Genomic DNA, 19,960 nt, shown 5'->3' on the forward strand with positions numbered 1-19,960 from the left:
CCTGCGACTACTGCCCCCGGACCACGACCACGACGTACCGCGTGGGCTCCTCGCCCGGGTTCCGGTAGACGACGTCGGCAGGGTCCCCGAGCTCGATGCGGTCCCCCGCGGCGAGCCGCGTCGGCTCGCCGCGGACGACGAGTTCGAGCACGCCGTCGACCACCCAGATGCAGTGGCGCAGGAACGCGTACGCGGACGCCGGGTAGGCCACTTCGCGGCCGGACGGGAGGCGCACCTCGGTGACGTCCGCGGGGAAGGCAGCACTCGAGACCGGTCGACGCCGGTACCCGGTCTCGGGATCGGTCCAGGAATCGGCGGTCGCGCCGCGCTGGACGCCCCGCGCGTCGTCGGGATCGGTCGCCCGGGGCACCTCGTGGTCGAGGGACTCGTCGAGGAGCTGTGAGACCGTGAGCCCGAACGCTCCCGACAGCCGCCCGAGGATGGTCGCCGTCGGGCTCGACACCCCGCGTTCGACGCGGTTGATCATGGCGCGGGAGACCCCGGACTCCTCGGCGAGCTCGGTGAGGCTCCACTTCCGCTCCGTGCGGAGGCGCCGCAGGCGCTCGCCGAGCCGTCGTTGGTCGGCGTCGTCCGCCGTTTCCGGTTCCGACTCCGGTGCGTCTACGATGTGAGACATGACGACAGCATATGCGACGAACGGGTCGGGTCCGGTCACCGTCCGGGAGTGCGAGCCGCGCGACCTCGACGTCGTCCACGCGCTGCACGTCGACGCCGTCCTGCACTCCACCGCCATCTGGCAGGAGGAGCCGCACCCGCGCTCGTACTTCGACGGTTGGCTCGCCGAGCGTCGCGCCGACGGCTACCCGGTCCTCGTCGCCGAGGTCGGCGGACAGGTCGCCGGCTACGCGACGTACTCGCAGTGGCGGCCGCACCAGGGGTACCGGCTGACGGTGGAGCACAGCGTGTACGTCGTCGAGGCGTTCCGCGGGCGGGGCATCGCGACCGTGCTCATGGACGCCCTCGTCGCACGGGCACGGGCGGAGGGGCGGCACGTCCTGATGGCGGGGATCTGCAGCGAGAACGCCGGGTCGATCGCGCTGCACACCAAGCTCGGGTTCGACACGGTGGCCGTCGTGCCCGAGGTCGGACGCAAGTTCGACCGCTGGCTCGACCTGACGCTCATGCGGCTCCCGCTCGCCTGAGCCGGACCGACGGGGCGGACGCGCGCCGCACCTCCTGGCCCCCGCGCGCAACGAAGGCGCATCCGAACCGGACGTTGTCGTGGTTCGGGTGCACTCCGGTTGTGCGGCGACCATCCGCGCCGCGTGACGGCGCCGCCGGGCCGACGTCAGTCGGTGGTGTCGAAGATCGGTCCGACGGTCCGCGAGCGCTTCAGCTCGAAGAAGCCCGGGTACTTGGCGACCGCGACGACGCCGTCCCAGAGGTCGAGCGCCTCCTGGCCCTTCGGCGCGGGCGAGATGACCGGGCCGAAGAAGGCGGCGCCTTCGACGGCGATGACCGGGGTGCCGACGTCCTGGCCGACCCGGTCGATGCCGTCCTGGTGGCTGGCGCGGACGGCCTGGTCGACCTCGTCCGTCCAGGCGTACTCGAGCAGGTCGGCGTCGAGGCCGAGCTCCGCGAGCACCGCCGGCACGACCTGCTCCGGGTCCTGCTCCTGGCGGTGGTGGATGTGCTCGCCGAGCGCGTCGTAGAGCGGCTTGACGATCTCCTGGCCGAGGCGGAGCCGTGCAGCGGTCACGATGCGCGGGTAGACCTGCCCGGCCACGAGCCGCTCGCGGTAGGTGTCCGGGACGTCCTGGTCCTCGTTGAGGACGAACAGGCTCATCACGTTCCAGGTGACGTCGAGGTCGCGGTGCCGGGCGACCTCGCCGACCCAGCGGCTCGTCATCCAGGCCCAGGGGCAGTTCGGGTCGAACCAGAACTCCACAGCGGTGCGGTCGGCGGTCGTCTTGTCCACAGTCGTGTCGGTCACGGATGCGAGCGTACGCGTGCTCGCTAGGCTGGAGGCGACCGTCCCGCCGGTGCACGACGCCGTGCCGGGACCCCCCTCACGCGGACAAGGACCGTCCGTGTGCAACCGCGAAGATGGAGCGTCCGTGCCCGGAGAGAACCTCACCCGAATCGAAGCCCAGGAACGTGCCGCGATCGTCGACGTGCAGACGTACGACGTCGAGCTCGACCTGACCCGCGGCGCCGAGACGTTCGGCAGCACCACGCGGGTGCGCTTCACCGCCACCGCCGGTGCGTCCACGTTCATCGACGCCATCACGAAGTCGGTGCACTCGATCACGCTGAACGGCACGGCGCTCGACGTCGCCGCCGTGAACGACGGGGTCCGCATCCAGCTCGACGGCCTGCAGGAGCAGAACGAGCTCGTGGTCGTCAGCGATGCGCTCTACACGAACACGGGCGAGGGCCTGCACCGCTTCGTCGACCCGGTCGACGACGAGGTGTACCTGTACTCCCAGTTCGAGGTGCCCGACTCGCGTCGCATGTTCGCCGTGTTCGAGCAGCCCGACCTCAAGGCCGAGTTCACCTTCACCGTGACGGCGCCGTCCCGGTGGCAGGTCGTCTCGAACTCCCCCACGCCCGAGCCGCACGTCGACGGCGACATCGCCACGTGGGCCTTCCCCCCGACGGCGAAGATCTCCAGCTACATCACCGCCCTCGTCGCCGGCCCGTACGAGGTCGTTCGCGACAAGCTGACGAGCCGCGACGGTCGGACCATCCCGCTCGGCGTCTTCGCGCGGAAGTCGCTGGCCGAGTACCTCGACCCCGAGTACGTCTTCGAGACCACGAAGAAGGGCTTCGCCTACTACGAGGAGAAGTTCGACGTCCCGTACCCCTTCGAGAAGTACGACCAGCTGTTCGTGCCGGAGTTCAACGCCGGCGCGATGGAGAACGCCGGGGCCGTCACCTTCACCGAGACCTACGTCTTCCGGTCGAAGGTGACCGACGCCATCAAGGAACGCCGGGTCGTCACGATCCTGCACGAGCTCGCCCACATGTGGTTCGGCGACCTCGTCACCATGAAGTGGTGGAACGACCTGTGGCTCAACGAGTCCTTCGCCGAGTGGGCCTCGACGATCGCCACGGCCGAGGCCACCGAGTGGACCGAGGCGTGGACCACGTTCCAGGCGATGGAGAAGTCCTGGGCCTACCGCCAGGACCAGCTCCCCTCGACCCACCCGATCGTCGCGACGATCAACGACCTCGAGGACGTCCAGGTCAACTTCGACGGCATCACGTACGCCAAGGGCGGTTCCGTCCTGAAGCAGCTCGTGGCGTGGGTCGGCATCGACGCGTTCTTCGCGGGCGTCTCGGCGTACTTCAAGAAGCACCACCACTCGAACACCGAACTGCGCGACCTGCTCGTCGAGCTCGAGGCCACCAGCGGCCGTGACCTCTCCGAGTGGTCGAAGGCCTGGCTCGAGACCGCCGGGGTGAACACGCTCCGCCCCGAGATCGAGGTCGACGAGTCCGGCGCGATCGCGTCGTTCGCCGTGCTGCAGGAAGCGCCGGCCGACTACCCGACGCTCCGTCCGCACCGTCTGGCGATCGGCGTCTACGCCGTCACGCAGGACTCGGACGCACCGTTCGGCGCCGACACCGCGTCCTCCGGCGGCAAGCTCGAGCGCGTGCACCGCGTCGAGATCGACGTCGACGGTGCCCGCACCGAGGTCCCGGAGCTCGTCGGCGTGCAGCGCGGCGACCTCGTGCTCCTCAACGACGACGACCTCGCCTACGCCAAGATCCGTCTCGACGAGCACTCGCGCCGGACCGCCATCGAGCACCTCGCCTCGATCGCGAACCCGCTCGCCCGCTCGATCGTGTGGGGCGCGATGTGGGACGCCACGCGTGACGCCGAGTCGCCCGCCAGCGACTACGTCCGCCTGGTGCTCGGCAACATCGCCACCGAGACCGAGTCGACCACGATCCGCACGACGCTCTCGCAGCTGCTCCTGACCGCGCGCAACTACGTCGCGCCGGCGAAGGTCGACCAGACCGTGCGCACCGTCGGTGACACGCTCTGGAACCTCGCGTCGAGCGCCGAGGCCGGTTCCGACGCGCAGTTCCAGTTCGTGAAGTTCTTCGCGCAGATCGCCTCCACGCCCGAGCACGTGGCCACCCTGAGCGGCCTGCGCGACGGTTCGGTGACGCTGAACGGGCTCGAGATCGACACCGACCTGCGCTGGGAGCTGCTCGAGGGCCTCGTGCTCGCGGGTGCCGCCTCCGGTGCCGAGGTCGACGCCGAGCTCGCTGCGGACAAGACCGCGTCGGGCGAGCAGGCCGCCGCGCGTGCCCGTGCGACGATCCCCACGGCCGAGGGCAAGCTCGCGGCGTTCTCGTCGCTCGTGGACTCGTCCGAGCTGCCCAACGCGATCGTGCGCCAGACCACGGTCGGGTACCAGCACGTGAACAGCCCGGTCGTGCTCGAGGGGCTCGTCCCGAAGTACTTCGACGTGCTCACGCGCATCTGGGCCGAGCGCAGCTACCACATGGCCGACACCATCGTCTCGGGGCTCTACCCGGCGCCGCTCGCGTCGGCCGAGCTGCGGGACGCCGCGGCCGCGTGGCTCGAGGCGCACCCGGAGACCCCGGCGCTGCGTCGCATCGTGTCCGAGAGCCTGGCGGGGACCGAGCGTGCCCTGCGGGTCCAGGCGGCGGACGCCTGAGTCTCGGATGAGGATCGGCGGGGTCCTGGCGTTCCCCAGCGGACACCAGGGCCCCGCCCTCTAGCATCGACCGGATCATGATCTTGGCTGCAGTTCCCTCCCCGACCCCGTCAGGCCCGGCAGAGGCCGTCTCGCAGACGTTCGGCGAGTTCGTCAACACCTGGCACGTCCCGATCACGATCGTCATCACGATCCTCGCCGCGCTGGTCCTGCGGATCATCCTGCGGCACTCGATCAAGGGCGTCGTCGACCGCGTCGTGAACGGCGTGAAGAAGCGTCAGGGCGCGACCGACACGCAGGCACTCATCGCCTCACCGATCCAGACCGCCCGCGTCGTCCAGCGCACCCGCACGCTCGGCAGCGTGCTCGAGAACCTCGCGACGGTGATCGTCGTCGTGCTCGCACTCGTCGTCATCATCCCGCTCGTCATCCCGAACGCGGCCGTCGGGATCGTCGGTGGCGCCTCGCTCGTCGCCGCCGGGCTCGCGGTCGGCGCACAGAGCATCGTGCGCGACCTGCTCTCCGGCGTGTTCATGATCCTCGAGGACCAGGCCGGCGTCGGCGACGTCGTCGACACCGGCCAGGCCACCGGCGTCGTCGAGAACGTCGGGCTGCGGGTCATGCAGATCCGCGACGTGAACGGCATCCTCTGGTTCGTGCCGAACGGGCAGATCCTGCGCGTCGGCAACCTCTCGCAGGGCTGGTCGCGCGTCCTCGTCGACATCACGGTCCCGTACGACACCGACATCGACGCCGTGCAGGACGCCCTCCTCAAGGCCGCGGTCACGATGTCGCAGGAGCCCCGGTGGCGCCAACGCATCGTCGAGAAGCCGGAGATCTGGGGCCTGCAGTCGATCACGGACGCCGGCATGGTGTTCCGGCTCGTCGTGAAGACGCGGGCGTCCGAGCTCGACGTCGTCGGCCGCGAGCTCCGCGTCCGACTGAAGCACGCCGTCGACGAACTCGGCGTGACCCTGCCCGCGATGGCGATGATCATGCCCGCCGGGTGGGAGAACGCGACCTCGATCAACGGTCTCCGCACCGTGCGGACCCAGCCCACGCCGGCGCCGACCAAGCCCCGACGCGGCCGCAAGAACGTCCTCGGTCAGCCGATCCGGACCGACGACCCCGACGCCGGGAAGGACCCGCGATGACCGACCCCACCCCGCCCGCACAGCCGATCACGCTGCGGGTCGGCGAGCACGGCGTCTCGGCCACCGGCTCCCTCTACGAGCGCATCGGCGGCGCACCCACCTTCGACCGGCTCGTCCGGCGCTTCTACGAGGGCGTGCAGCAGGACGACGTCATCTGGCCGATGTACCCGGCGGACGACCTCGAGGGGGCGATCTGGCGTCTCTCGGCCTTCCTGCAGCAGTACTGGGGCGGCCCGGGGACCTACAGCGAGGAACGCGGGCACCCCCGGCTGCGGATGCGGCACATGCCGTTCCGGATCACGTCCGAGGCCCGTGAGCGTTGGCTCCACCACATGCGCGAGGCGGTCGAGTCCCTCCAGCTCGCGCCCCTCGACGAGGCAGAGCTCTGGGCCTACCTCGACCGGGCGGCACACGCCATGACGAACACGTTCGACTGACGGACGTGCGCGGCTGACGGACTGGAGGCGCGGTGCCAGCTGGCGCCGCGCCTCCAGTCCGTCACCGGTCGCGTCAGCGGACGTAGGAGCCGTCGGCGAGGTCCTCGACGAGCGGGGGCCGGGTCGGGTTCCACCCGAACGCGCTGCGCGCATGGGCACCCGAGGCCTCCTGGTGGAGCAGCAGCGCGTCGGCGTACTCGGTGCCGAGGCGCTCGCGGCTGGCGTCGACGCTCTCGGCCACGATCGGCGAACCGTGCGCTCCCGCCTCCGCGATCTCGCGGACCGTCGGATTGTCCCCGGTGGCCGCGACGACGGAGCCGTCCTGCTCACCGCGGTGCAGGGCGAGGACGTAGAGCTCGCCGAGGTCGTCGGTGTGCACCGTCGTCCAGCGCTGCGAACCGTCACCGACGAGTCGGACCTCGTGCTCGCCGTCCCCGACGAACATCGCGGGGATGCCGGCGCCGCGGCCGTACACGATGCCGGGGGCGATGATCGTCGTCCGGACGCTGCTCGCCCGCACCGTCGCCTCGTTCGGCGCGCGCCAGGCGGTGAGTGCCGGCGGCGACAGCGGCGACTGCTCGGAGATGTCGGTCGAGTCGCCGAAGGTGAAGATCCCGCCGGTGTGCACGAACGGCTTCGGGGTGCCCTCGAGCGCCGTGAGCACGGTCGCGATGAAGTCCGCGTCGATGCCCTGGGCCGAGGCCGTGTGCACGACGGCGTCCGCCTCGTGTGCGAGCCGGCGGACGACGTCGGTGTCGGTGACGTCACCGACGAGGGCGCGGCCGCCCGCGTCGCGGACCGCCTGTGCCTTCTCGTCCGTGCGGACGAGGGCGGTGACCTCGTGCTCGTGGGCGACGAGTGCGCGGAGGACCGAGGAACCGATGTACCCGGACGCGCCGGTGAGGAAGACGTGCATGGAGCCAGCCAACCACGCCCGGTCCGGAACCGGCTGCCTACGAGTTGAGGGTCCAGGCGCGACGCTTGACGAGCACGTGCCCGCGCGAGGTGGTCAGGCGGCTCCACGGGCCGGTCTCGAAGAGCCGCACCGGGTCGTGGCCGAGGAAGCCGAGGCTCTCCCCCGCGAAGCCCGCGCCGGCGGGGACGTGCTCGATGCCCGCGACCGGACGGCCCCAGACCTCGGAACGGACCTTGCGGACGATGGCCTCGCCGGCGTTCGTCGGGACGGCGTCGGCGACCTCGGCGATGCCGTCGCGTGCGGCACGGCGGAGGAGCTCCGGCGAGACGTCGGGCAACGGGACCCAGCCACCGCGGGGCGGGGAGATCGCCGCCCAGGTGACGGTGTGGACCTCGAGCGGGACTTCCACCTCGATCGGGGTCGCCCGGGTGGGGTCGGCGCCGTCGGCGTGCTCGGCGTCGTGCGCCTCGGCGAGCAGCCGCAGACGTTCCTGCAGCGAGGCCAGCGGGACGACCGCGTCGACGGTCGCCGGCTGCGCGAGCGAGAACGTGCGCAGGCCGAGGACCGTCGGTAGTTCGTCGAGCAGCCCGAGCGGGTAGAGGATCGCGGTGTAGACCGCGAGGACGCCGGAGTCCGCGATGAGTCGGACGGAGCCGTCCTCGATGCGGGCGGCCCGTCCGAGGTAGGTGCGCAGGTCCCCGAGGGAGGCTGCGTCGGGAAGCGTGAACGAGGTGCCCATGTCACCCAGCAGCCTACCGGGCACGGCTCGGCGCCGGGGCGTTCGTAGACTGCTCGGTGTGAACGGCGAACCGGACTTCCTGCGGACCCTCAGACTCGAGGACACCGGCGCGAGCACGGGCGAGACCATCCTCACCGGCGCGAGCCACTGGTCCCCCGGCGGCCGGGTGTTCGGCGGGCAGGTGCTCGCGCAGTGCATCGTCGCCGCGCAGGCCACCATCGAGGACCGCGACATCCACTCGATGCACGGCTACTTCCTCCGCCCCGGCGACATCGACGTCCCGATCACCTTCGGTGTGGAACGCATCCACGACGGGCGGTCGTTCGCCGCGCGGCGGGTGCAGGCCTACCAGCGCGGTGTGCCGATCTTCTCGATGATCGCCTCGTTCCAGCGCCCGGACGTCGGCGTCGAGCACCAGGACCCGTTCCCCGTCGACGTGCCCGAACCGGAGTCCCTGCCGTCGGCCGCGTCGATCCTGTCCGCCATCGACCACCCGGTCGCTCGGGCGTGGGCCGAACGCTCCATCGACCTGCGGCACGTCGAGGGCCCGGTGTTCGTCGACGTCCAGGGCGAGCACATCGCCCACCAGGCGGTGTGGTTCCGGGTCGACGGCGACCTCCCCGCCGACCCGGCGCTGCACCGTGCCGTCCTCGCGTACGCGAGCGACCTGTCCATCCTCGAGCCGATCATGCGGCGTCACGGGGTGGCTTGGGGCACCCCCGGCGTGAAGAGCGCGAGCCTCGACCACGCGATGTGGTGGCACCGTGACGGCCGGGCCGACGAGTGGGTGCTCTACACGCAGGAGTCCCCGAGCGCGCAGGGCGGTCGGGGACTCGCGTTCGGGCGGATGTTCTCGTCGGACGGGCGGCTGCTGGCATCGGTCGCGCAGGAGGGGATGATGCGCGTCCCGCGCTGAACCGGCCGACGGTGCTGCGGTCCGTCCTACGGGCGGGAGAACTCCACCGGGGCTTCGACGTAGGCGGCGCACGCGTCCCGCTCGGCCTCGGTCAGCCGACGCGGACGGTTGCTGACGGCGTCGACCATCACGAGCGCGGTCGTCGCCCGGGTGTACAGCACCGCGGGCTCGTGCCCGACCGGCGACCAGACCTCGTACGAGACGTCGATGCTCGCGCCGCCGAGCCGCCCGATCCACATCTGGATGTCGAGCGGCTGCCGCAGGTACGGGATCGACGCGAGGTACTCGAGGCGCTGCGCCGCGATCACGGTCATGGTGCCGGAACCCGGCCGCCCGTCGATGATCGGCTCCGGGACCGACCCGTCCGGAGCGCGCTCTTCCGGGTCGGGTCCCCAGAACCCCACGATGCGCGCCTCTTCCAGGAGGCGCAGCATCGCGGAGTTGTTGACGTGACCGTAGGCGTCGATGTCGCTCCACCGCATGCGGACCGAAGCGTGCAACCGCGCCACGGTCAGTCGCGGGTGAGCTTGCGGTAGGTCGCCCGACCCGGCTTCGCCGCGTCGGCGCCGAGCCGCTCGATCTTGTTCTCCTCGTACGCCTCGAAGTTGCCCTCGAACCAGTACCAGTTCGGCGTGCCGTCCTCGTTCAGGCCTTCCCACGCGAGGATGTGTGTCGCGATGCGGTCGAGGAACCACCGGTCGTGCGTGATGACCACGGCACAACCCGGGTACTCGAGCAGCGCGTTCTCGAGGCTGCCGAGGGTCTCGACGTCGAGGTCGTTCGTCGGCTCGTCGAGGAGCAGCAGGTTGCCGCCCTGCTTGAGCGTCAGCGCCAGGTTCAGACGGTTGCGCTCACCACCGGAGAGCACCCCGGCCTTCTTCTGCTGGTCCGGACCCTTGAACCCGAACTGCGACACGTACGCACGCGACGGGATCTCGGTCTTGCCGACCTGGATGTAGTCGAGTCCGTCGGACACGACCTCCCACAGGTTCTTGTTCGGGTCGATGCCACCGCGGCTCTGGTCGACGTACGAGATGTCGACCGTCTCGCCGATCTTCAGCGTGCCGCCGTCGAGCGGTTCGAGGCCGACGATCGTCTTGAACAGCGTGGTCTTGCCGACGCCGTTCGGGCCGATCACGCCGACGATGCCGTTGCGGGGCAGCGTGAAGGACAGGTCGTCGATGATGATGCGCTCGCCGAACTGCTTGTGCAGCTTCTCGGCGTCGATGACCTGCGAGCCCAGGCGCGGGCCGACGGGGATGACGATCTCCTCGAAGTCGAGCTTGCGCGTGCGCTCGGCCTCGGTGACCATCTCCTCGTAGCGGGCGAGACGGGCCTTGGACTTCGCCTGGCGGCCCTTCGTGTTGCTGCGGACCCAGTCGAGCTCCGAGGAAAGACGCTTCGCGAGCTTGGCGTCCTTCTTGCCCTGGACCTCGAGCCGGGCGCGCTTCTTCTCGAGGTAGGTCGAGTAGTTGCCCTCGTACGGGTAGAGACGACCGCGGTCGACCTCGGCGATCCACTGCGCGACGTGGTCGAGGAAGTACCGGTCGTGGGTCACGGCCAGGACGGCACCGTGGTACTGCTGCAGGTGCTGCTCGAGCCAGAGGACGGACTCGGCGTCGAGGTGGTTGGTGGGCTCGTCGAGGAGGAGCAGGTCCGGCTTCTGGAGCAGCAGCTTGCAGAGCGCCACACGACGCTTCTCACCACCGGACAGGTGCGTGACGAGCTCGTCCCCCGGGGGGCACTGGAGCGCGGCCATGGCCTGCTCGAGCTGCGAGTCGAGGTCCCACGCGTCCGCCGCGTCGATGTCCTCCTGCAGGGTGCCCATCTCGGCGAGGAGCGCGTCGAAGTCGGCGTCCGGCTCGGCCATCTGCGCGGAGATCTCGTTGAAGCGCGTGATCTTCGCGTGGATCTCGCCGACGCCTTCCTGCACGTTCTCGAGCACCGTCTTCGACTCGTCGAGCTCGGGCTCCTGCATGAGGATGCCGACGGTGAAGCCCGGGGTGAGCTTCGCCTCGCCGTTGGACGGCTGGTCGAGACCCGCCATGATCTTCAGGATCGTCGACTTGCCCGCACCGTTCGGCCCGACGACGCCGATCTTGGCGCCGGGGAGGAACGACATCGTGACGTCGTCGAGGATCAGCTTGTCGCCGACCGCCTTGCGGGCGCGGACCATCTGGTAGATGTACTCAGCCATATCGCGCCAAGTGTACTGACAGTGCGGGGCGTCCGTCTGCCCGGTCGCCGGTTCGCCGGATCACGCACGGGGGCTGTTGCGCTCGCCGACTTCGACGTACCGTTTCCCCGCTCCGCACCGGGAGCACGGTCGATCGACCACCGGAGAGGATCAGGACATGTTCACCAAGCGTCTGCGCCGTCTCGCGCTCCCCCTCGCGGGAGCCACCGCGCTCACCGTCGCGCTGCTCGCCCCGGCGACGGCTGCCTCGGCAGCGTCGCCCGTCCCGCGCGGCAACCCCTACGTCCAGTACACCGCGCACCTCATCGAGAGCGGCTCGGGCACCGGGTACTCGTCGTACATCAACGTCCACGACGCCCACAACAACGCGTTCGCCGTGGGGATCCAGTCCGACACCGCCTCGTCCGTGAGCAAGGGGCAGCCCCGGTTCATCTGGGAGCGGGTGCAGAACGGCAAGTTCACGTACGGCTACATGGGCGGTGCCTCGCACAGCAAGACGTCGGTCGGGCTGCGCTGGTACAAGAACGACGTCGCGTCGGTCATCCTCAACAACCGCACGGTCGGCACGATCGCCCTGAACCTCGACGGGCGGCTCTTCTTCAACGCCGAGGCGAACGCCCGCCTCAACGGTGACGTCGTGCACTCGCAGGTGAACGACATCTCGATCAAGGTCGGCGACTCGTCCGGTCGGACGGGGCTCGCCGGCACGTGGAACACGAGCTTCTCGTTCCACGGGCTCAAGGCGAAGCAGACGAACAGCCCGAAGGTCCAGGGTGCGAGCTTCTCGATCGACGGACGGGTCTCGGGGCTCCCCCGCGGCGGCAACTGGGACACCACCGAGGTCGCGGGCATCGCGATGATCGCCCAGAACTGGCGGTAGGCGCCCGGGAGCGGGGACGGGGACCGGCTCAGGCCGCGGCACGCTCGTCCCCGTCCACCACCGGGTCGACGCCCACGACGACGTCGAACTCGTGACCGATCGCCGCCGCGGCGTGGCGAGCGGCCTCGGCGCCGTCGGGCAGTTCCTCGCGGACGTCCGGCTCCGTCGGGTCGGGGTCGACACCCGGTACGGGGGTGCGGTCCGTGCCCGCCGTGCCGACCTCGCCGGTGAGCGGGTCGACGTTCGGCAGGACGCCCGAGGTGCTCCCCGGAGGCGCGGTCGCCTCACCCGTGTGCCGCGGGACGCGGACCCAGTTGCTGATGCCCCAGGCGAGGTCGTGCCCGAGTGCCTCGGCGTCGATCTCGACGGAGGTGCCGCCGCGACCGTCCCGCTCCCACGTCCGGATGCGGATGCGCCCGGTGACGACGATGCGGTCGCCCTTCTTCAGGGAACGGTGCACGTTGGCCGCGAGCGATCGGAAGGCCGTGACGGTGTACCAGTTCGTGGCACCGTTGGTCCAGGTCGAGGTCGCCCGGTCCCAGCGTCGGGACGGTGAGGCGAGGCGCATGCTCGTGATGGCGATGCCGGTGTCGGTCACGAGGTGACGTGGCTCGGTGGCGATGATCCCGCAGACGGTGATGGTGTCGTTCATGCGTCGATCGTCATCGAGCCCCGGGTCGCGCAAGCGACCCGGGGCTCGATCTGTGACTGGATGACTCGATCAGGTGCGTTGTGGAGGACGAGTCCCCCGCGCCTCCTGGTCGAGACGTGGCACCGCGCGTTTAGTGCGCGCGGAACTCGGGTCGGTCCGCCAACGGGCCGAGCGCTGCGTGCACGGCGCCCTTCGCCGACTCGAGCGACGGGTACGTCCCGCCGCCCGCGCTCCGACCGTAGAGCTCGACGCGGAACCCGCCGTCTGCTCGGTGGATGCTGCCGACCGCTCCCGCTGGTCCGACCGCGACCCAGGTCCCGGTGTTGTTCGTCATCGTTCGACCACCTCCTCGTGGCCCCGACGTCCGGAGTCTCAGGACGCCAGGATGTACTGACTGTAGGCCTTGCGGACCTTGTTCACCTTGGGCAGCGCCACCGCGAGGCAGTAGCCCTGACCGGGGTTCTTCGCGAAGAAGTCCTGGTGGTACTCCTCCGCACGGTAGAAGGTACCGAGCGGTTCGATCGTCGTCACGATGCCGCCGTCCCAGATGTCCGAGGCGCGCGCGATCGCCCGCTCGAACAGGGCCTTCTGGTCGTCGTCGGCCGGGAACATCGCCGAGCGGTACTGCGTGCCGACGTCGGCGCCCTGCCGGTTCAGCTGCCGCGGGTCGTGCAGCGTGAAGAACACGTCGAGGATGACATCGGCCGGGATGACCGTCTCGTCGAAGGTGACCGCCACCGCCTCGGCGTGACCGGTCGTCCCGGTGCACACCGACTCGTACGAGGGGTTCTCGACCTCGCCGCCGACGTAGCCGGACACCACGTCCTGCACGCCCTGGAGCGTGCGGTACACGGCGTCGAGACACCAGAAACATCCACCTGCGAGCACGAAGGTCGTCATGGCCGCAACCTACCGCTCCCCGCTCGGAGCGAGCCGCGACCGGGGCACGCCTCCTCCACAACGCGCACGTCCCCGGCAACGCTCCCCGGATCGTCCGAGCGCACTCGGCGTGTCGGTGGTGGACCGTACCGTCGAAGACACACCGACGAGCAGGAGGCACCACGATGCAGACCACGAACGAACCGGTCTTCCGGATCCGTACCGCGCCCGTGGCCCGCTCGCGCGGCGACCTCCGGATCCTCGACGTCCGCGACGACCTCAGCCGCGTGACCCGGGCGAACGGCGAGATCGTCGGGTACGTGGACCGCGTCGACGTCGCCGGGGGCACCGCCTACCGGGCCCGTCGGTACGTGTCGACCGAGCGACGCTTCGTCGAGCTCCCGAACGTCTGGTCGGCCGACGACGCCGTGGACTGCCTGCGCTGGGGCTGATCCGGCCTCACCGGACGACATGATGTTCCACATTGGAATCATGTCCGGTCGGATGCGCGGAACACCGTCCGACCTCCCCGATGCCTGACCGTTTCGTGAGTAGGGTGCGCGCATGGACTGGTGGAACGACCTGACCGACTGGATCTCGTCCGACAACGGCTGGCGCGTGATCTCCGGCGCGCTCATCCCGTTCGTCGCGATCGTCGTGGCGGGCGTCATCGCGGCGCTCATCGGCCGCGGGGCGACGAAGCGGGTCGTGGCGATGCAGGAACGCGAAGCGCGGAACGCCGCCGTCGCGGGCATCGTCTCGGCTGCACGCAAGGCCGCGACCTGGGGCTCCCTCGGACACGACGAGCGCGCGTACGCCGACCACCTCGCCGAGGACGCCGACATCCGACTCCGTCTGCTCCCCGTTGCCGGTGCGCCCCTCGCAGCAAACTGGACGCAGCACGAGATCGCGGACATCAAGAAGAACTCCTCGACCTTCAGCTTCCAGGCGGAGCAGTCGCTCGCCGAGTTCCGTGATCGCATCCTCGAATGGCAGGCACGACCGAACCGGGCGCGCAAGCTCTTCAAGAGCGACCTCGAGCGCTGGAAGTTCGATTCGCCCGACCCCGACGCCGAGCTCATCACGCGGCAGCAGGACTGGAACGCCGACCAGGCCGCCCCCGCGCGACCGACGGACGCCGGCACGACCACCGCGGTCCCTGCCGAGCGCCCGACGCCGACGACGACCTCCCTCCGGCCCGCCCCGGCGAACGCGCCCGCCCCGGCTAGCACGGCCGCCGCAGCCCCCGGCGCCGGTGCCACCTCCGGCGCTGCTGGTGCAGGCTTCTCGGTCACCCGCGGCGGCGCCGCACCGGTCGACCCGAACGCGACGACGCCGATCTCGGACACCTCCAGCACGAACCGGACGACCCCGATCTCCGACACGAACGCCACGCGCACGTACGGCGACGGCGCGACGCGCACGTACGGCGACGGCGCGACCCGCGCGTACGGCGACGGCGCGACCCGCGCGTACGGCGACGGCGTCGCCGCCCCGACCCGGGCACCCCTGGGCTCACCGGCATCGCCCGCCGGCAGCCGCGGCTCGGCGACCGAGTCGACCGCGTCCGGCGCGGACACCGACAACGCCGACGCGGTCGACGACGTCCGGCCGAGCAGCCCTCGCGGCACCGACCGTCCCACCACGGACCCCCGGAGCAGCGGGCCCCGCGGGGCGAACACGACCGGTCCCGACGCGAGCGCAGCACCGCCGGTCGCCAAGCCGACCTCGGCGGACGCGCACGTCAACCGCACCACGGAGTCCGACGCCCGCGGTGTCGACACCTCGACCACCGCACACACCCGGTCGATCCCGACCCGCATCGCGGACGGCCCCGCCGAACCGGCCGACGCGAACGAGACCTCGGAAGCGCCCTACACGCAGCCCATCAGCGCGAGCGAACTCCGTCGACGCGCTGCCGACGACGACGAGTAGGCAGTCGCCGAACGACACGAAGGCCGCCGTCCCGATGGACGGCGGCCTTCGTCGTGTGTGCCCCCGGCAGGAATCGAACCCGCGGCACGGTGGGTAGAAACCACCTGCTCTATCCACTGAGCTACGGAGGCGAACGGCCCCGATTCTATCCGCGACCCTCGCCGAGGTGCTGCACGAACCGGTCGACCTCCCGCTGCGACCGGAGGTGGACGATGCGCAGGTGCGGCGCGGTCTCGACGAGCTCGGGCACCCGACGACGCGTCACGTTGCGGGTGCTGATGCCCCAGCGGAGGATGTGGCCGCGATCGGTGAAGAACGTCCACAACGACGGTTCGACGTTGCCGTTCCACATCTCGACGCGCCCGAACCGACGGTGGAGCGTCCGACGCAGCAGCCGCCACAGCGCCACGGACGTCGGCAGGTCGATCCACACGAGGGTGTCCGCCCGCTCCGCGAGCATCGCCCGGACGGAGGTGTACTGCCACTCCGTCACCCACACGGGTTCGCTCGTGTACCGCTCGACGTCGGCAACGAAGGTGTCCCGCGGGACCCAGCCGGGCCCGTGGTACAGCGCGTCGATCTCGGTGTGCGGAAGGCCGAGGACCCGGCCGATCCGCCCGGCCGTGGTGGTCTTCCCGACGCCCGTGGTGCCGGCGACGAGGACGCGACGGGGCAACGGGTCCAGGGGATCGTCGGCTCCGAGCACTCGTCGACCCTAGCCCGCGGTGAGGTCGTAGACCGTGACGCCTCCGATCGTGGACGAGGTGAAGGTCGACTCGACCCACTCGGAGATCTTCGACGCCGCATCGCTGCCGCCGTTCGACTGCCCGACGCTACCGGCGATGAAGTAGTGGATCTTCCCGGCAGCGACGTCTGCCTGGAACTCCGCGAGGGTGGGTGACGGGTCCGAGCCGTTGAAGCCGCCGATGGGCATCACCGAGGCGCCCGTGGCCAGCTGGTAGGTCGCGGCACTGTTCGAACCGATGGTGGCGGCGACCCAGGTGTAGTCGTCGGCGTCCTCCAGGAGCGCCTTCCGCAGCGTCGAGGAGACCTCGGTGGACCCGCCGAGCAGCCCACCGGCTCCGCCGACCCCGCCGCCACCCGCACGACCCGTCCCGGTCCCGCCACCGGTCCCGGTCCCGCCACCGGTCCCACCGGTCCCGCCGGCCGCGCCCGCCCCACCCGGTCCACCGGTCCCGCCGACGCCACCCGCGCCTCCAGGACCGCCGAACCCGCCGCCACCGCCACCGCGAGCCCCGCCGCCACCAAACCCGCCGCCACCGAACCCTCCGCCCGCGACGGTCGGTCCGGCCGAGGGCAGCGCCCCGGTGTGCGCGGTCGTCACCGTGTCGATCGAGTACGCCGCCGGTCCGAGCAGCGCCGTGACGACCGCACCGACGACCGCGACGCTGCTGATCGGACGGGACCACCTCGCGAGCCCGCCGCCGTGCACCGGCACCAGCACCGCCGCCGCCGTCACCACCCCGACCACGAGCACCACCCACCGGCTCCACGGCTGCCAGCCCGACGCCGCCGTCAGCAGGTGCCACTGCCACACCACCGTGACGACCACCGCGAACGCCGCCGTCCCACGCCACCACCACGACGCGCGCCGCTCCCACAGCACCCCAGCGCCGATGCCCACGAGCCCGGCGATGTACGGCGCGAGCGCGACCGTGTAGTACGGGTGGAAGATCCCGCCCATGAAGCTGAACACCAGCCCGGTCACGAGCAGCGACCCACCCAGCGCGATGACCGTGGCGAGGCGGGAGCGAGCAGACGGCGTCCGCTGCCGGAACCCGATCGCGACGAGCGCCGCCACGAGCAGGACCAGTGCGGTGGGCAGGAGCCAGGTGATCTGCCCGGCGAACTCCGACCCGAACAGCCGCAGCAGCCCGGTGGCGCCCCAGGAGCCGGCTCCGGCAGTTCCGCCGCCCCCGGTCACGCTGCCGGTCTCGTCGCCCGTGACCCGTCCGAGGCCGTTGTACCCGAAGGTCAGCTCGAGGAACGAGTTCGTCTGCGACCCGCCGATGTACGGGCGGGACGACGACGGCACGAGTTCCACCACGGCGACCCACCACCCGCCGGCGACGACCACGGCGAGGGCCGCCCACAGCAGGTGCACGACGCGCTTCACGAACGGCAGCGACGAGCAGTACAGGTACACGCCGACGAGCACGGGCAGGATGAGGAACCCCTGCAGCTGCTTCGTCAGGAAGGCGATCCCGACGGCCACGCCGGCCAGGACGACCCACCGCAGACGCCCGCTCTCGACACCGCGCAGGACGAGCCAGAGCGACAGCACCATGAGCAGAGTGAGCAGTGCGTCCGGGTTGTTGAAGCGAAACATCAGGGTCGCGACCGGGGTCGTCGCGAGAGCGGCGCCCGCGACGAGCGCGGCCCCGGCGGAGAACCGCCGCCGGACGATGACGTACAGCAGTGCCACGGTCCCGACGCCCATCAGGGCCTCCGGCACGAGGATCGCCCACGAGTTGAGGCCGAACAGGCGCACGGACAGCTCCATCACCCAGAGGAACGCCGGCGGCTTGTCCACCGTGATCGAGTTGCCCGCGTCCGAGGAGCCGTAGAAGAACGCCTCCCAGCTCTGGCTCCCCGCCTGCACGGCCGCCGAGTAGAACGCGTTCGCGTACCCGTTCACCCCGAGGTTCACCAGGTACAGGACGCCCGTCACGAGCAGCAGGCCGAAGAAGGCAGGACGTTCCCACCGTGCTCGCTGGACGGCGGGTGTGCGGGAGCTGATGCGCATGGTCCCAGCGTCACCGGATCGGCTTTCGGCATCCGTTGGCAGCGCTGTGGAAGCGCCGGGAGGCGCGGCGTGCGTCCGCCGGGTCGGGTTCCGGAACGGTTCGGCGCGCGTCTGCCTGGTGTTCGCCTCCGCGACACCGCGGCTTCGTAGCGTCCCCAGCATGCGCCCCACCGGTTCCGTCGTCGCGGTCGTCCCGGCCCGCGCGGGGTCGAAGGGCATCCCGGGCAAGAACCTCCGCCCCGTCGCCGGGCGCTCCCTGGTCCGTCGCGCGGTCGAGTCCGCCCGAGCAGCGACGACGATCGACACCGTCGTGGTCTCGACGGACGGCGACGCCATCGCGGCCGAGGCCGTGTCCGCCGGCGCCCGGGTCGTCCGGCGTCCGGCAGCGCTCGCCGGGGACGAGGCCTCGTCGGAGTCCGCGCTGCTGCACGTCCTCGACACGCTCGCGGCCGCGGGCGAGGAGCCCGAGGTCGTCGTGTTCCTGCAGGCGACCTCGCCGTTCATCGACCCGGCCGACCTCGACGCCGCCGTCAGCCGGGTCCGCGACGGCCACGCCGACTCGGTGTTCGCCGCGGCGCCCTCGCACGCGTTCCTCTGGCGCATCGGCGCCGACGGCTCCGCCCGCGCCGTGAACCACGACCAGGCCGTCCGCCCTCGGCGGCAGGACCGCGAGCCGGAGTTCCGCGAGACGGGCGCGTTCTACGCCTTCCGGGCCGCCGCCTTCCGCGAGCACCGCCACCGGTTCCACGGCCGCGTCGAACTCGTCGTCGTCGACGGTGCCGGAGCGATCGACGTCGACGACCCGGCCGACCTCGCGCTCGCGTCCGCCCTCGCACCACGGCTCGACCGTCCCGCGCACCGGTCCGACGAGCACGCACCAGACCACCGTCCGGCCACCGAGCCGCACGTCCCCGCACCGAACGGAGCACCATGACCGTCACCATCGGCACGTCCACGATCGGCGCGGGCCACCCCGCGTACCTCATCGGCGAGATCGGCCTGAACCACAACGGCGACGTCGACATCGCCAAGCGACTCATCGACGTCGCGGCCGACGCCGGGCTGCAGGCCGTGAAGTTCCAGAAGCGCACGCCGGAGATCTCCACGCCCGAGCACATGAAGCAGACGCCGCGCAGCACGCCGTGGGGCGAGATGACCTACCTCGAGTACCGGTACCGCGTCGAGTTCGACCGCGACCAGTACATCGAGATCGGCGACCACGCCACGCTCCGCGGGCTCGACTGGTTCGCCTCGCCGTGGGACGAGCCGTCGGTCGCCTTCCTCGAGGACCTCAACGTGGTGGCGTACAAGATCGCCTCGGCGTCGGTGACGGACCTCGGGCTCCTGGCCGAGGTCGCCGCGACCGGCAAGCCCGTGATCCTCTCGACGGGGATGTCGACGCTCGAGCAGATCGACCGTGCCGTGGAGGCCCTCGGTACCGAGCGACTCGTGCTCATGCACGCCACGTCGACGTACCCGCTCCCCGCCGAGGAGGCGAACCTGCGGATGATCGACACCCTCGCGAATCGCTACGCGGGCGTCCCGGTCGGGTACTCCGGCCACGAGCCCGGGCTGCAGATCTCCATCGCCGCCGTGGCGCTCGGCGCGACGGCCGTCGAGCGCCACATCACGCTCGACCGCACGATGTGGGGCTCCGACCACGCTGCGTCGCTCGAACCGCACGGGCTGCAGACGCTCGCGCGCGACGTCCGGATCATCGAGACCGCGCTCGGCGACGGCGTGAAGCGGGTCATGCCCGGCGAGCGGGCACCGCTCGCGAAGCTGCGCCGCGTCGGAGTGTGACGGGCGGCGACCTGGACGCGGCCGGCG

Annotated in this window: 21 protein-coding genes and 1 tRNA gene; 10 read left to right on the forward strand and 12 right to left on the reverse strand. The window is 71.0% G+C overall.

Annotated elements, in window-relative coordinates; translation table 11 throughout:
* Positions 1 to 7: 7 nt before the first annotated feature.
* Positions 8 to 637: a helix-turn-helix domain-containing protein gene (locus tag BJK06_RS02695; RefSeq protein WP_083295004.1), complete on the reverse strand. Its 630-nt coding sequence runs from the start codon at positions 635 to 637 to the stop codon at positions 8 to 10.
* On the opposite strand from BJK06_RS02695, the gene BJK06_RS02700 reads away from it, so the two are divergent.
* Positions 636 to 1,163: a GNAT family N-acetyltransferase gene (locus BJK06_RS02700; RefSeq protein WP_070416595.1), complete on the forward strand. Its 528-nt coding sequence runs from the start codon at positions 636 to 638 to the stop codon at positions 1,161 to 1,163. The two genes, BJK06_RS02695 and BJK06_RS02700, sit on opposite strands and share 2 nt — an antisense overlap.
* Positions 1,164 to 1,309: 146 nt before the next feature.
* Here BJK06_RS02700 and BJK06_RS02705 read toward each other — a convergent pair whose 3' ends face one another.
* Positions 1,310 to 1,870, reverse strand: a complete 561-nt coding sequence (locus BJK06_RS02705; protein ID WP_219810670.1) for a disulfide bond formation protein DsbA — start codon at positions 1,868 to 1,870, stop codon at positions 1,310 to 1,312.
* Positions 1,871 to 2,078: 208 nt separating this feature from the next.
* Here BJK06_RS02705 and pepN point away from each other — a divergent pair, with 208 nt between their 5' ends.
* From pepN to BJK06_RS02720, 3 genes are all read left to right on the forward strand, one after another.
* On the forward strand, positions 2,079 to 4,658 hold the full coding sequence (gene pepN, locus BJK06_RS02710; protein ID WP_070416597.1) for an aminopeptidase N: 2,580 nt from the start codon (positions 2,079 to 2,081) through the stop codon (positions 4,656 to 4,658).
* A gap of 77 nt (positions 4,659 to 4,735) precedes the next feature.
* The gene (locus BJK06_RS02715) at positions 4,736 to 5,812 is read left to right on the forward strand and encodes a mechanosensitive ion channel family protein (protein WP_070416598.1); all 1,077 of its coding nucleotides are present in this window, start codon (positions 4,736 to 4,738) and stop codon (positions 5,810 to 5,812) included.
* Entirely contained in the window at positions 5,809 to 6,249 is a 441-nt protein-coding gene (locus BJK06_RS02720) for a globin (RefSeq protein ID WP_258027684.1), read from the forward strand. The genes BJK06_RS02715 and BJK06_RS02720 overlap by 4 nt, the downstream gene beginning before the upstream one ends.
* Positions 6,250 to 6,322: 73 nt before the next feature.
* Here the strand turns inward: BJK06_RS02720 and BJK06_RS02725 are convergent, their stop codons facing one another.
* A complete protein-coding gene (locus BJK06_RS02725) occupies positions 6,323 to 7,165 on the reverse strand; it encodes an NAD(P)H-binding protein (protein WP_070416599.1) in 843 nt (280 codons plus the stop codon).
* A gap of 37 nt (positions 7,166 to 7,202) precedes the next feature.
* Positions 7,203 to 7,904 (reverse strand): hypothetical protein, encoded by a 702-nt coding sequence (locus BJK06_RS02730; RefSeq protein ID WP_070416600.1) that lies wholly within the window; start codon positions 7,902 to 7,904, stop codon positions 7,203 to 7,205.
* 58 nt (positions 7,905 to 7,962) lie between these two features.
* Here BJK06_RS02730 and BJK06_RS02735 point away from each other — a divergent pair, with 58 nt between their 5' ends.
* Entirely contained in the window at positions 7,963 to 8,820 is an 858-nt protein-coding gene (locus BJK06_RS02735; protein WP_070416601.1) for an acyl-CoA thioesterase II, read from the forward strand.
* A 26-nt stretch (positions 8,821 to 8,846) separates the two neighbouring features.
* Here BJK06_RS02735 and BJK06_RS02740 read toward each other — a convergent pair whose 3' ends face one another.
* Positions 8,847 to 9,302, reverse strand: coding sequence for a thioesterase family protein (locus BJK06_RS02740; RefSeq protein WP_070416602.1), 456 nt, complete (start codon positions 9,300 to 9,302; stop codon positions 8,847 to 8,849).
* A gap of 29 nt (positions 9,303 to 9,331) precedes the next feature.
* Positions 9,332 to 11,017 (reverse strand): energy-dependent translational throttle protein EttA, encoded by a 1,686-nt coding sequence (gene ettA / locus BJK06_RS02745; protein ID WP_070416603.1) that lies wholly within the window; start codon positions 11,015 to 11,017, stop codon positions 9,332 to 9,334.
* A gap of 157 nt (positions 11,018 to 11,174) precedes the next feature.
* Here ettA and BJK06_RS02750 point away from each other — a divergent pair, with 157 nt between their 5' ends.
* Positions 11,175 to 11,897, forward strand: a complete 723-nt coding sequence (locus BJK06_RS02750; protein ID WP_070416604.1) for a hypothetical protein — start codon at positions 11,175 to 11,177, stop codon at positions 11,895 to 11,897.
* Positions 11,898 to 11,925: 28 nt separating this feature from the next.
* Here BJK06_RS02750 and BJK06_RS02755 read toward each other — a convergent pair whose 3' ends face one another.
* The 3 genes from BJK06_RS02755 to msrA all read right to left on the reverse strand — a co-directional run bounded on the left by BJK06_RS02755 (position 11,926) and on the right by msrA (position 13,449).
* Positions 11,926 to 12,549, reverse strand: coding sequence for a single-stranded DNA-binding protein (locus tag BJK06_RS02755; protein WP_070416605.1), 624 nt, complete (start codon positions 12,547 to 12,549; stop codon positions 11,926 to 11,928).
* Between the two features lie 130 nt (positions 12,550 to 12,679).
* Positions 12,680 to 12,883: a hypothetical protein gene (locus BJK06_RS02760; protein WP_070416606.1), complete on the reverse strand. Its 204-nt coding sequence runs from the start codon at positions 12,881 to 12,883 to the stop codon at positions 12,680 to 12,682.
* A gap of 38 nt (positions 12,884 to 12,921) precedes the next feature.
* Positions 12,922 to 13,449 carry a peptide-methionine (S)-S-oxide reductase MsrA gene (gene msrA, locus BJK06_RS02765; protein ID WP_070416607.1) on the reverse strand — a complete coding sequence of 176 codons (528 nt, stop codon included), beginning with the start codon at positions 13,447 to 13,449 and terminating at the stop codon, positions 12,922 to 12,924.
* A 164-nt stretch (positions 13,450 to 13,613) separates the two neighbouring features.
* On the opposite strand from msrA, the gene BJK06_RS02770 reads away from it, so the two are divergent.
* Positions 13,614 to 13,880, forward strand: coding sequence for a hypothetical protein (locus BJK06_RS02770; protein ID WP_070416608.1), 267 nt, complete (start codon positions 13,614 to 13,616; stop codon positions 13,878 to 13,880).
* A 112-nt stretch (positions 13,881 to 13,992) separates the two neighbouring features.
* Positions 13,993 to 15,363, forward strand: a complete 1,371-nt coding sequence (locus tag BJK06_RS02775; RefSeq protein ID WP_070416609.1) for a hypothetical protein — start codon at positions 13,993 to 13,995, stop codon at positions 15,361 to 15,363.
* 58 nt (positions 15,364 to 15,421) lie between these two features.
* Here BJK06_RS02775 and BJK06_RS02780 read toward each other — a convergent pair.
* From BJK06_RS02780 to BJK06_RS02790, 3 genes are all read right to left on the reverse strand, one after another.
* Positions 15,422 to 15,494, reverse strand: a tRNA-Arg gene (locus BJK06_RS02780).
* Positions 15,495 to 15,508: 14 nt separating this feature from the next.
* Positions 15,509 to 16,069 (reverse strand): AAA family ATPase, encoded by a 561-nt coding sequence (locus BJK06_RS02785; RefSeq protein WP_070416610.1) that lies wholly within the window; start codon positions 16,067 to 16,069, stop codon positions 15,509 to 15,511.
* A gap of 9 nt (positions 16,070 to 16,078) precedes the next feature.
* Entirely contained in the window at positions 16,079 to 18,130 is a 2,052-nt protein-coding gene (locus BJK06_RS02790) for a glycosyltransferase family 39 protein (protein WP_070416611.1), read from the reverse strand.
* A gap of 160 nt (positions 18,131 to 18,290) precedes the next feature.
* Between BJK06_RS02790 and BJK06_RS02795 the strand changes: the two genes are divergently transcribed.
* Positions 18,291 to 19,064 (forward strand): cytidylyltransferase domain-containing protein, encoded by a 774-nt coding sequence (locus BJK06_RS02795; protein ID WP_070416612.1) that lies wholly within the window; start codon positions 18,291 to 18,293, stop codon positions 19,062 to 19,064.
* Positions 19,061 to 19,933, forward strand: coding sequence for an N-acetylneuraminate synthase family protein (locus BJK06_RS02800; RefSeq protein ID WP_070416613.1), 873 nt, complete (start codon positions 19,061 to 19,063; stop codon positions 19,931 to 19,933). The genes BJK06_RS02795 and BJK06_RS02800 overlap by 4 nt, the downstream gene beginning before the upstream one ends.
* Positions 19,934 to 19,960 lie beyond the last annotated feature (27 nt).

The organism is Curtobacterium sp. BH-2-1-1, from assembly GCF_001806325.1.
Classification (GTDB): Bacteria; Actinomycetota; Actinomycetes; order Actinomycetales; family Microbacteriaceae; genus Curtobacterium.

Bases quoted from the DNA above. Each gene is read 5' to 3' on its own strand.
- BJK06_RS02720 (WP_258027684.1), top strand. From the start codon at position 5,809: ATGACCGACCCCACCCCGCCCGCACAGCCGATCACGCTGCGGGTCGGC.
- msrA (WP_070416607.1), bottom strand. From the start codon at position 13,449: ATGACGACCTTCGTGCTCGCAGGTGGATGTTTCTGGTGTCTCGACGCC.
- BJK06_RS02740 (WP_070416602.1), bottom strand. From the start codon at position 9,302: ATGCGGTGGAGCGACATCGACGCCTACGGTCACGTCAACAACTCCGCG.
- BJK06_RS02790 (WP_070416611.1), bottom strand. From the start codon at position 18,130: ATGCGCATCAGCTCCCGCACACCCGCCGTCCAGCGAGCACGGTGGGAA.
- BJK06_RS02770 (WP_070416608.1), top strand. From the start codon at position 13,614: ATGCAGACCACGAACGAACCGGTCTTCCGGATCCGTACCGCGCCCGTG.
- BJK06_RS02715 (WP_070416598.1), top strand. From the start codon at position 4,736: ATGATCTTGGCTGCAGTTCCCTCCCCGACCCCGTCAGGCCCGGCAGAG.
- BJK06_RS02800 (WP_070416613.1), top strand. From the start codon at position 19,061: ATGACCGTCACCATCGGCACGTCCACGATCGGCGCGGGCCACCCCGCG.
- BJK06_RS02755 (WP_070416605.1), bottom strand. From the start codon at position 12,549: ATGAACGACACCATCACCGTCTGCGGGATCATCGCCACCGAGCCACGT.
- BJK06_RS02700 (WP_070416595.1), top strand. From the start codon at position 636: ATGACGACAGCATATGCGACGAACGGGTCGGGTCCGGTCACCGTCCGG.
- BJK06_RS02730 (WP_070416600.1), bottom strand. From the start codon at position 7,904: ATGGGCACCTCGTTCACGCTTCCCGACGCAGCCTCCCTCGGGGACCTG.
- BJK06_RS02760 (WP_070416606.1), bottom strand. From the start codon at position 12,883: ATGACGAACAACACCGGGACCTGGGTCGCGGTCGGACCAGCGGGAGCG.
- BJK06_RS02705 (WP_219810670.1), bottom strand. From the start codon at position 1,870: ATGACGAGCCGCTGGGTCGGCGAGGTCGCCCGGCACCGCGACCTCGAC.
- BJK06_RS02695 (WP_083295004.1), bottom strand. From the start codon at position 637: ATGTCTCACATCGTAGACGCACCGGAGTCGGAACCGGAAACGGCGGAC.
- BJK06_RS02795 (WP_070416612.1), top strand. From the start codon at position 18,291: ATGCGCCCCACCGGTTCCGTCGTCGCGGTCGTCCCGGCCCGCGCGGGG.
- ettA (WP_070416603.1), bottom strand. From the start codon at position 11,017: ATGGCTGAGTACATCTACCAGATGGTCCGCGCCCGCAAGGCGGTCGGC.
- BJK06_RS02775 (WP_070416609.1), top strand. From the start codon at position 13,993: ATGGACTGGTGGAACGACCTGACCGACTGGATCTCGTCCGACAACGGC.
- BJK06_RS02725 (WP_070416599.1), bottom strand. From the start codon at position 7,165: ATGCACGTCTTCCTCACCGGCGCGTCCGGGTACATCGGTTCCTCGGTC.
- BJK06_RS02750 (WP_070416604.1), top strand. From the start codon at position 11,175: ATGTTCACCAAGCGTCTGCGCCGTCTCGCGCTCCCCCTCGCGGGAGCC.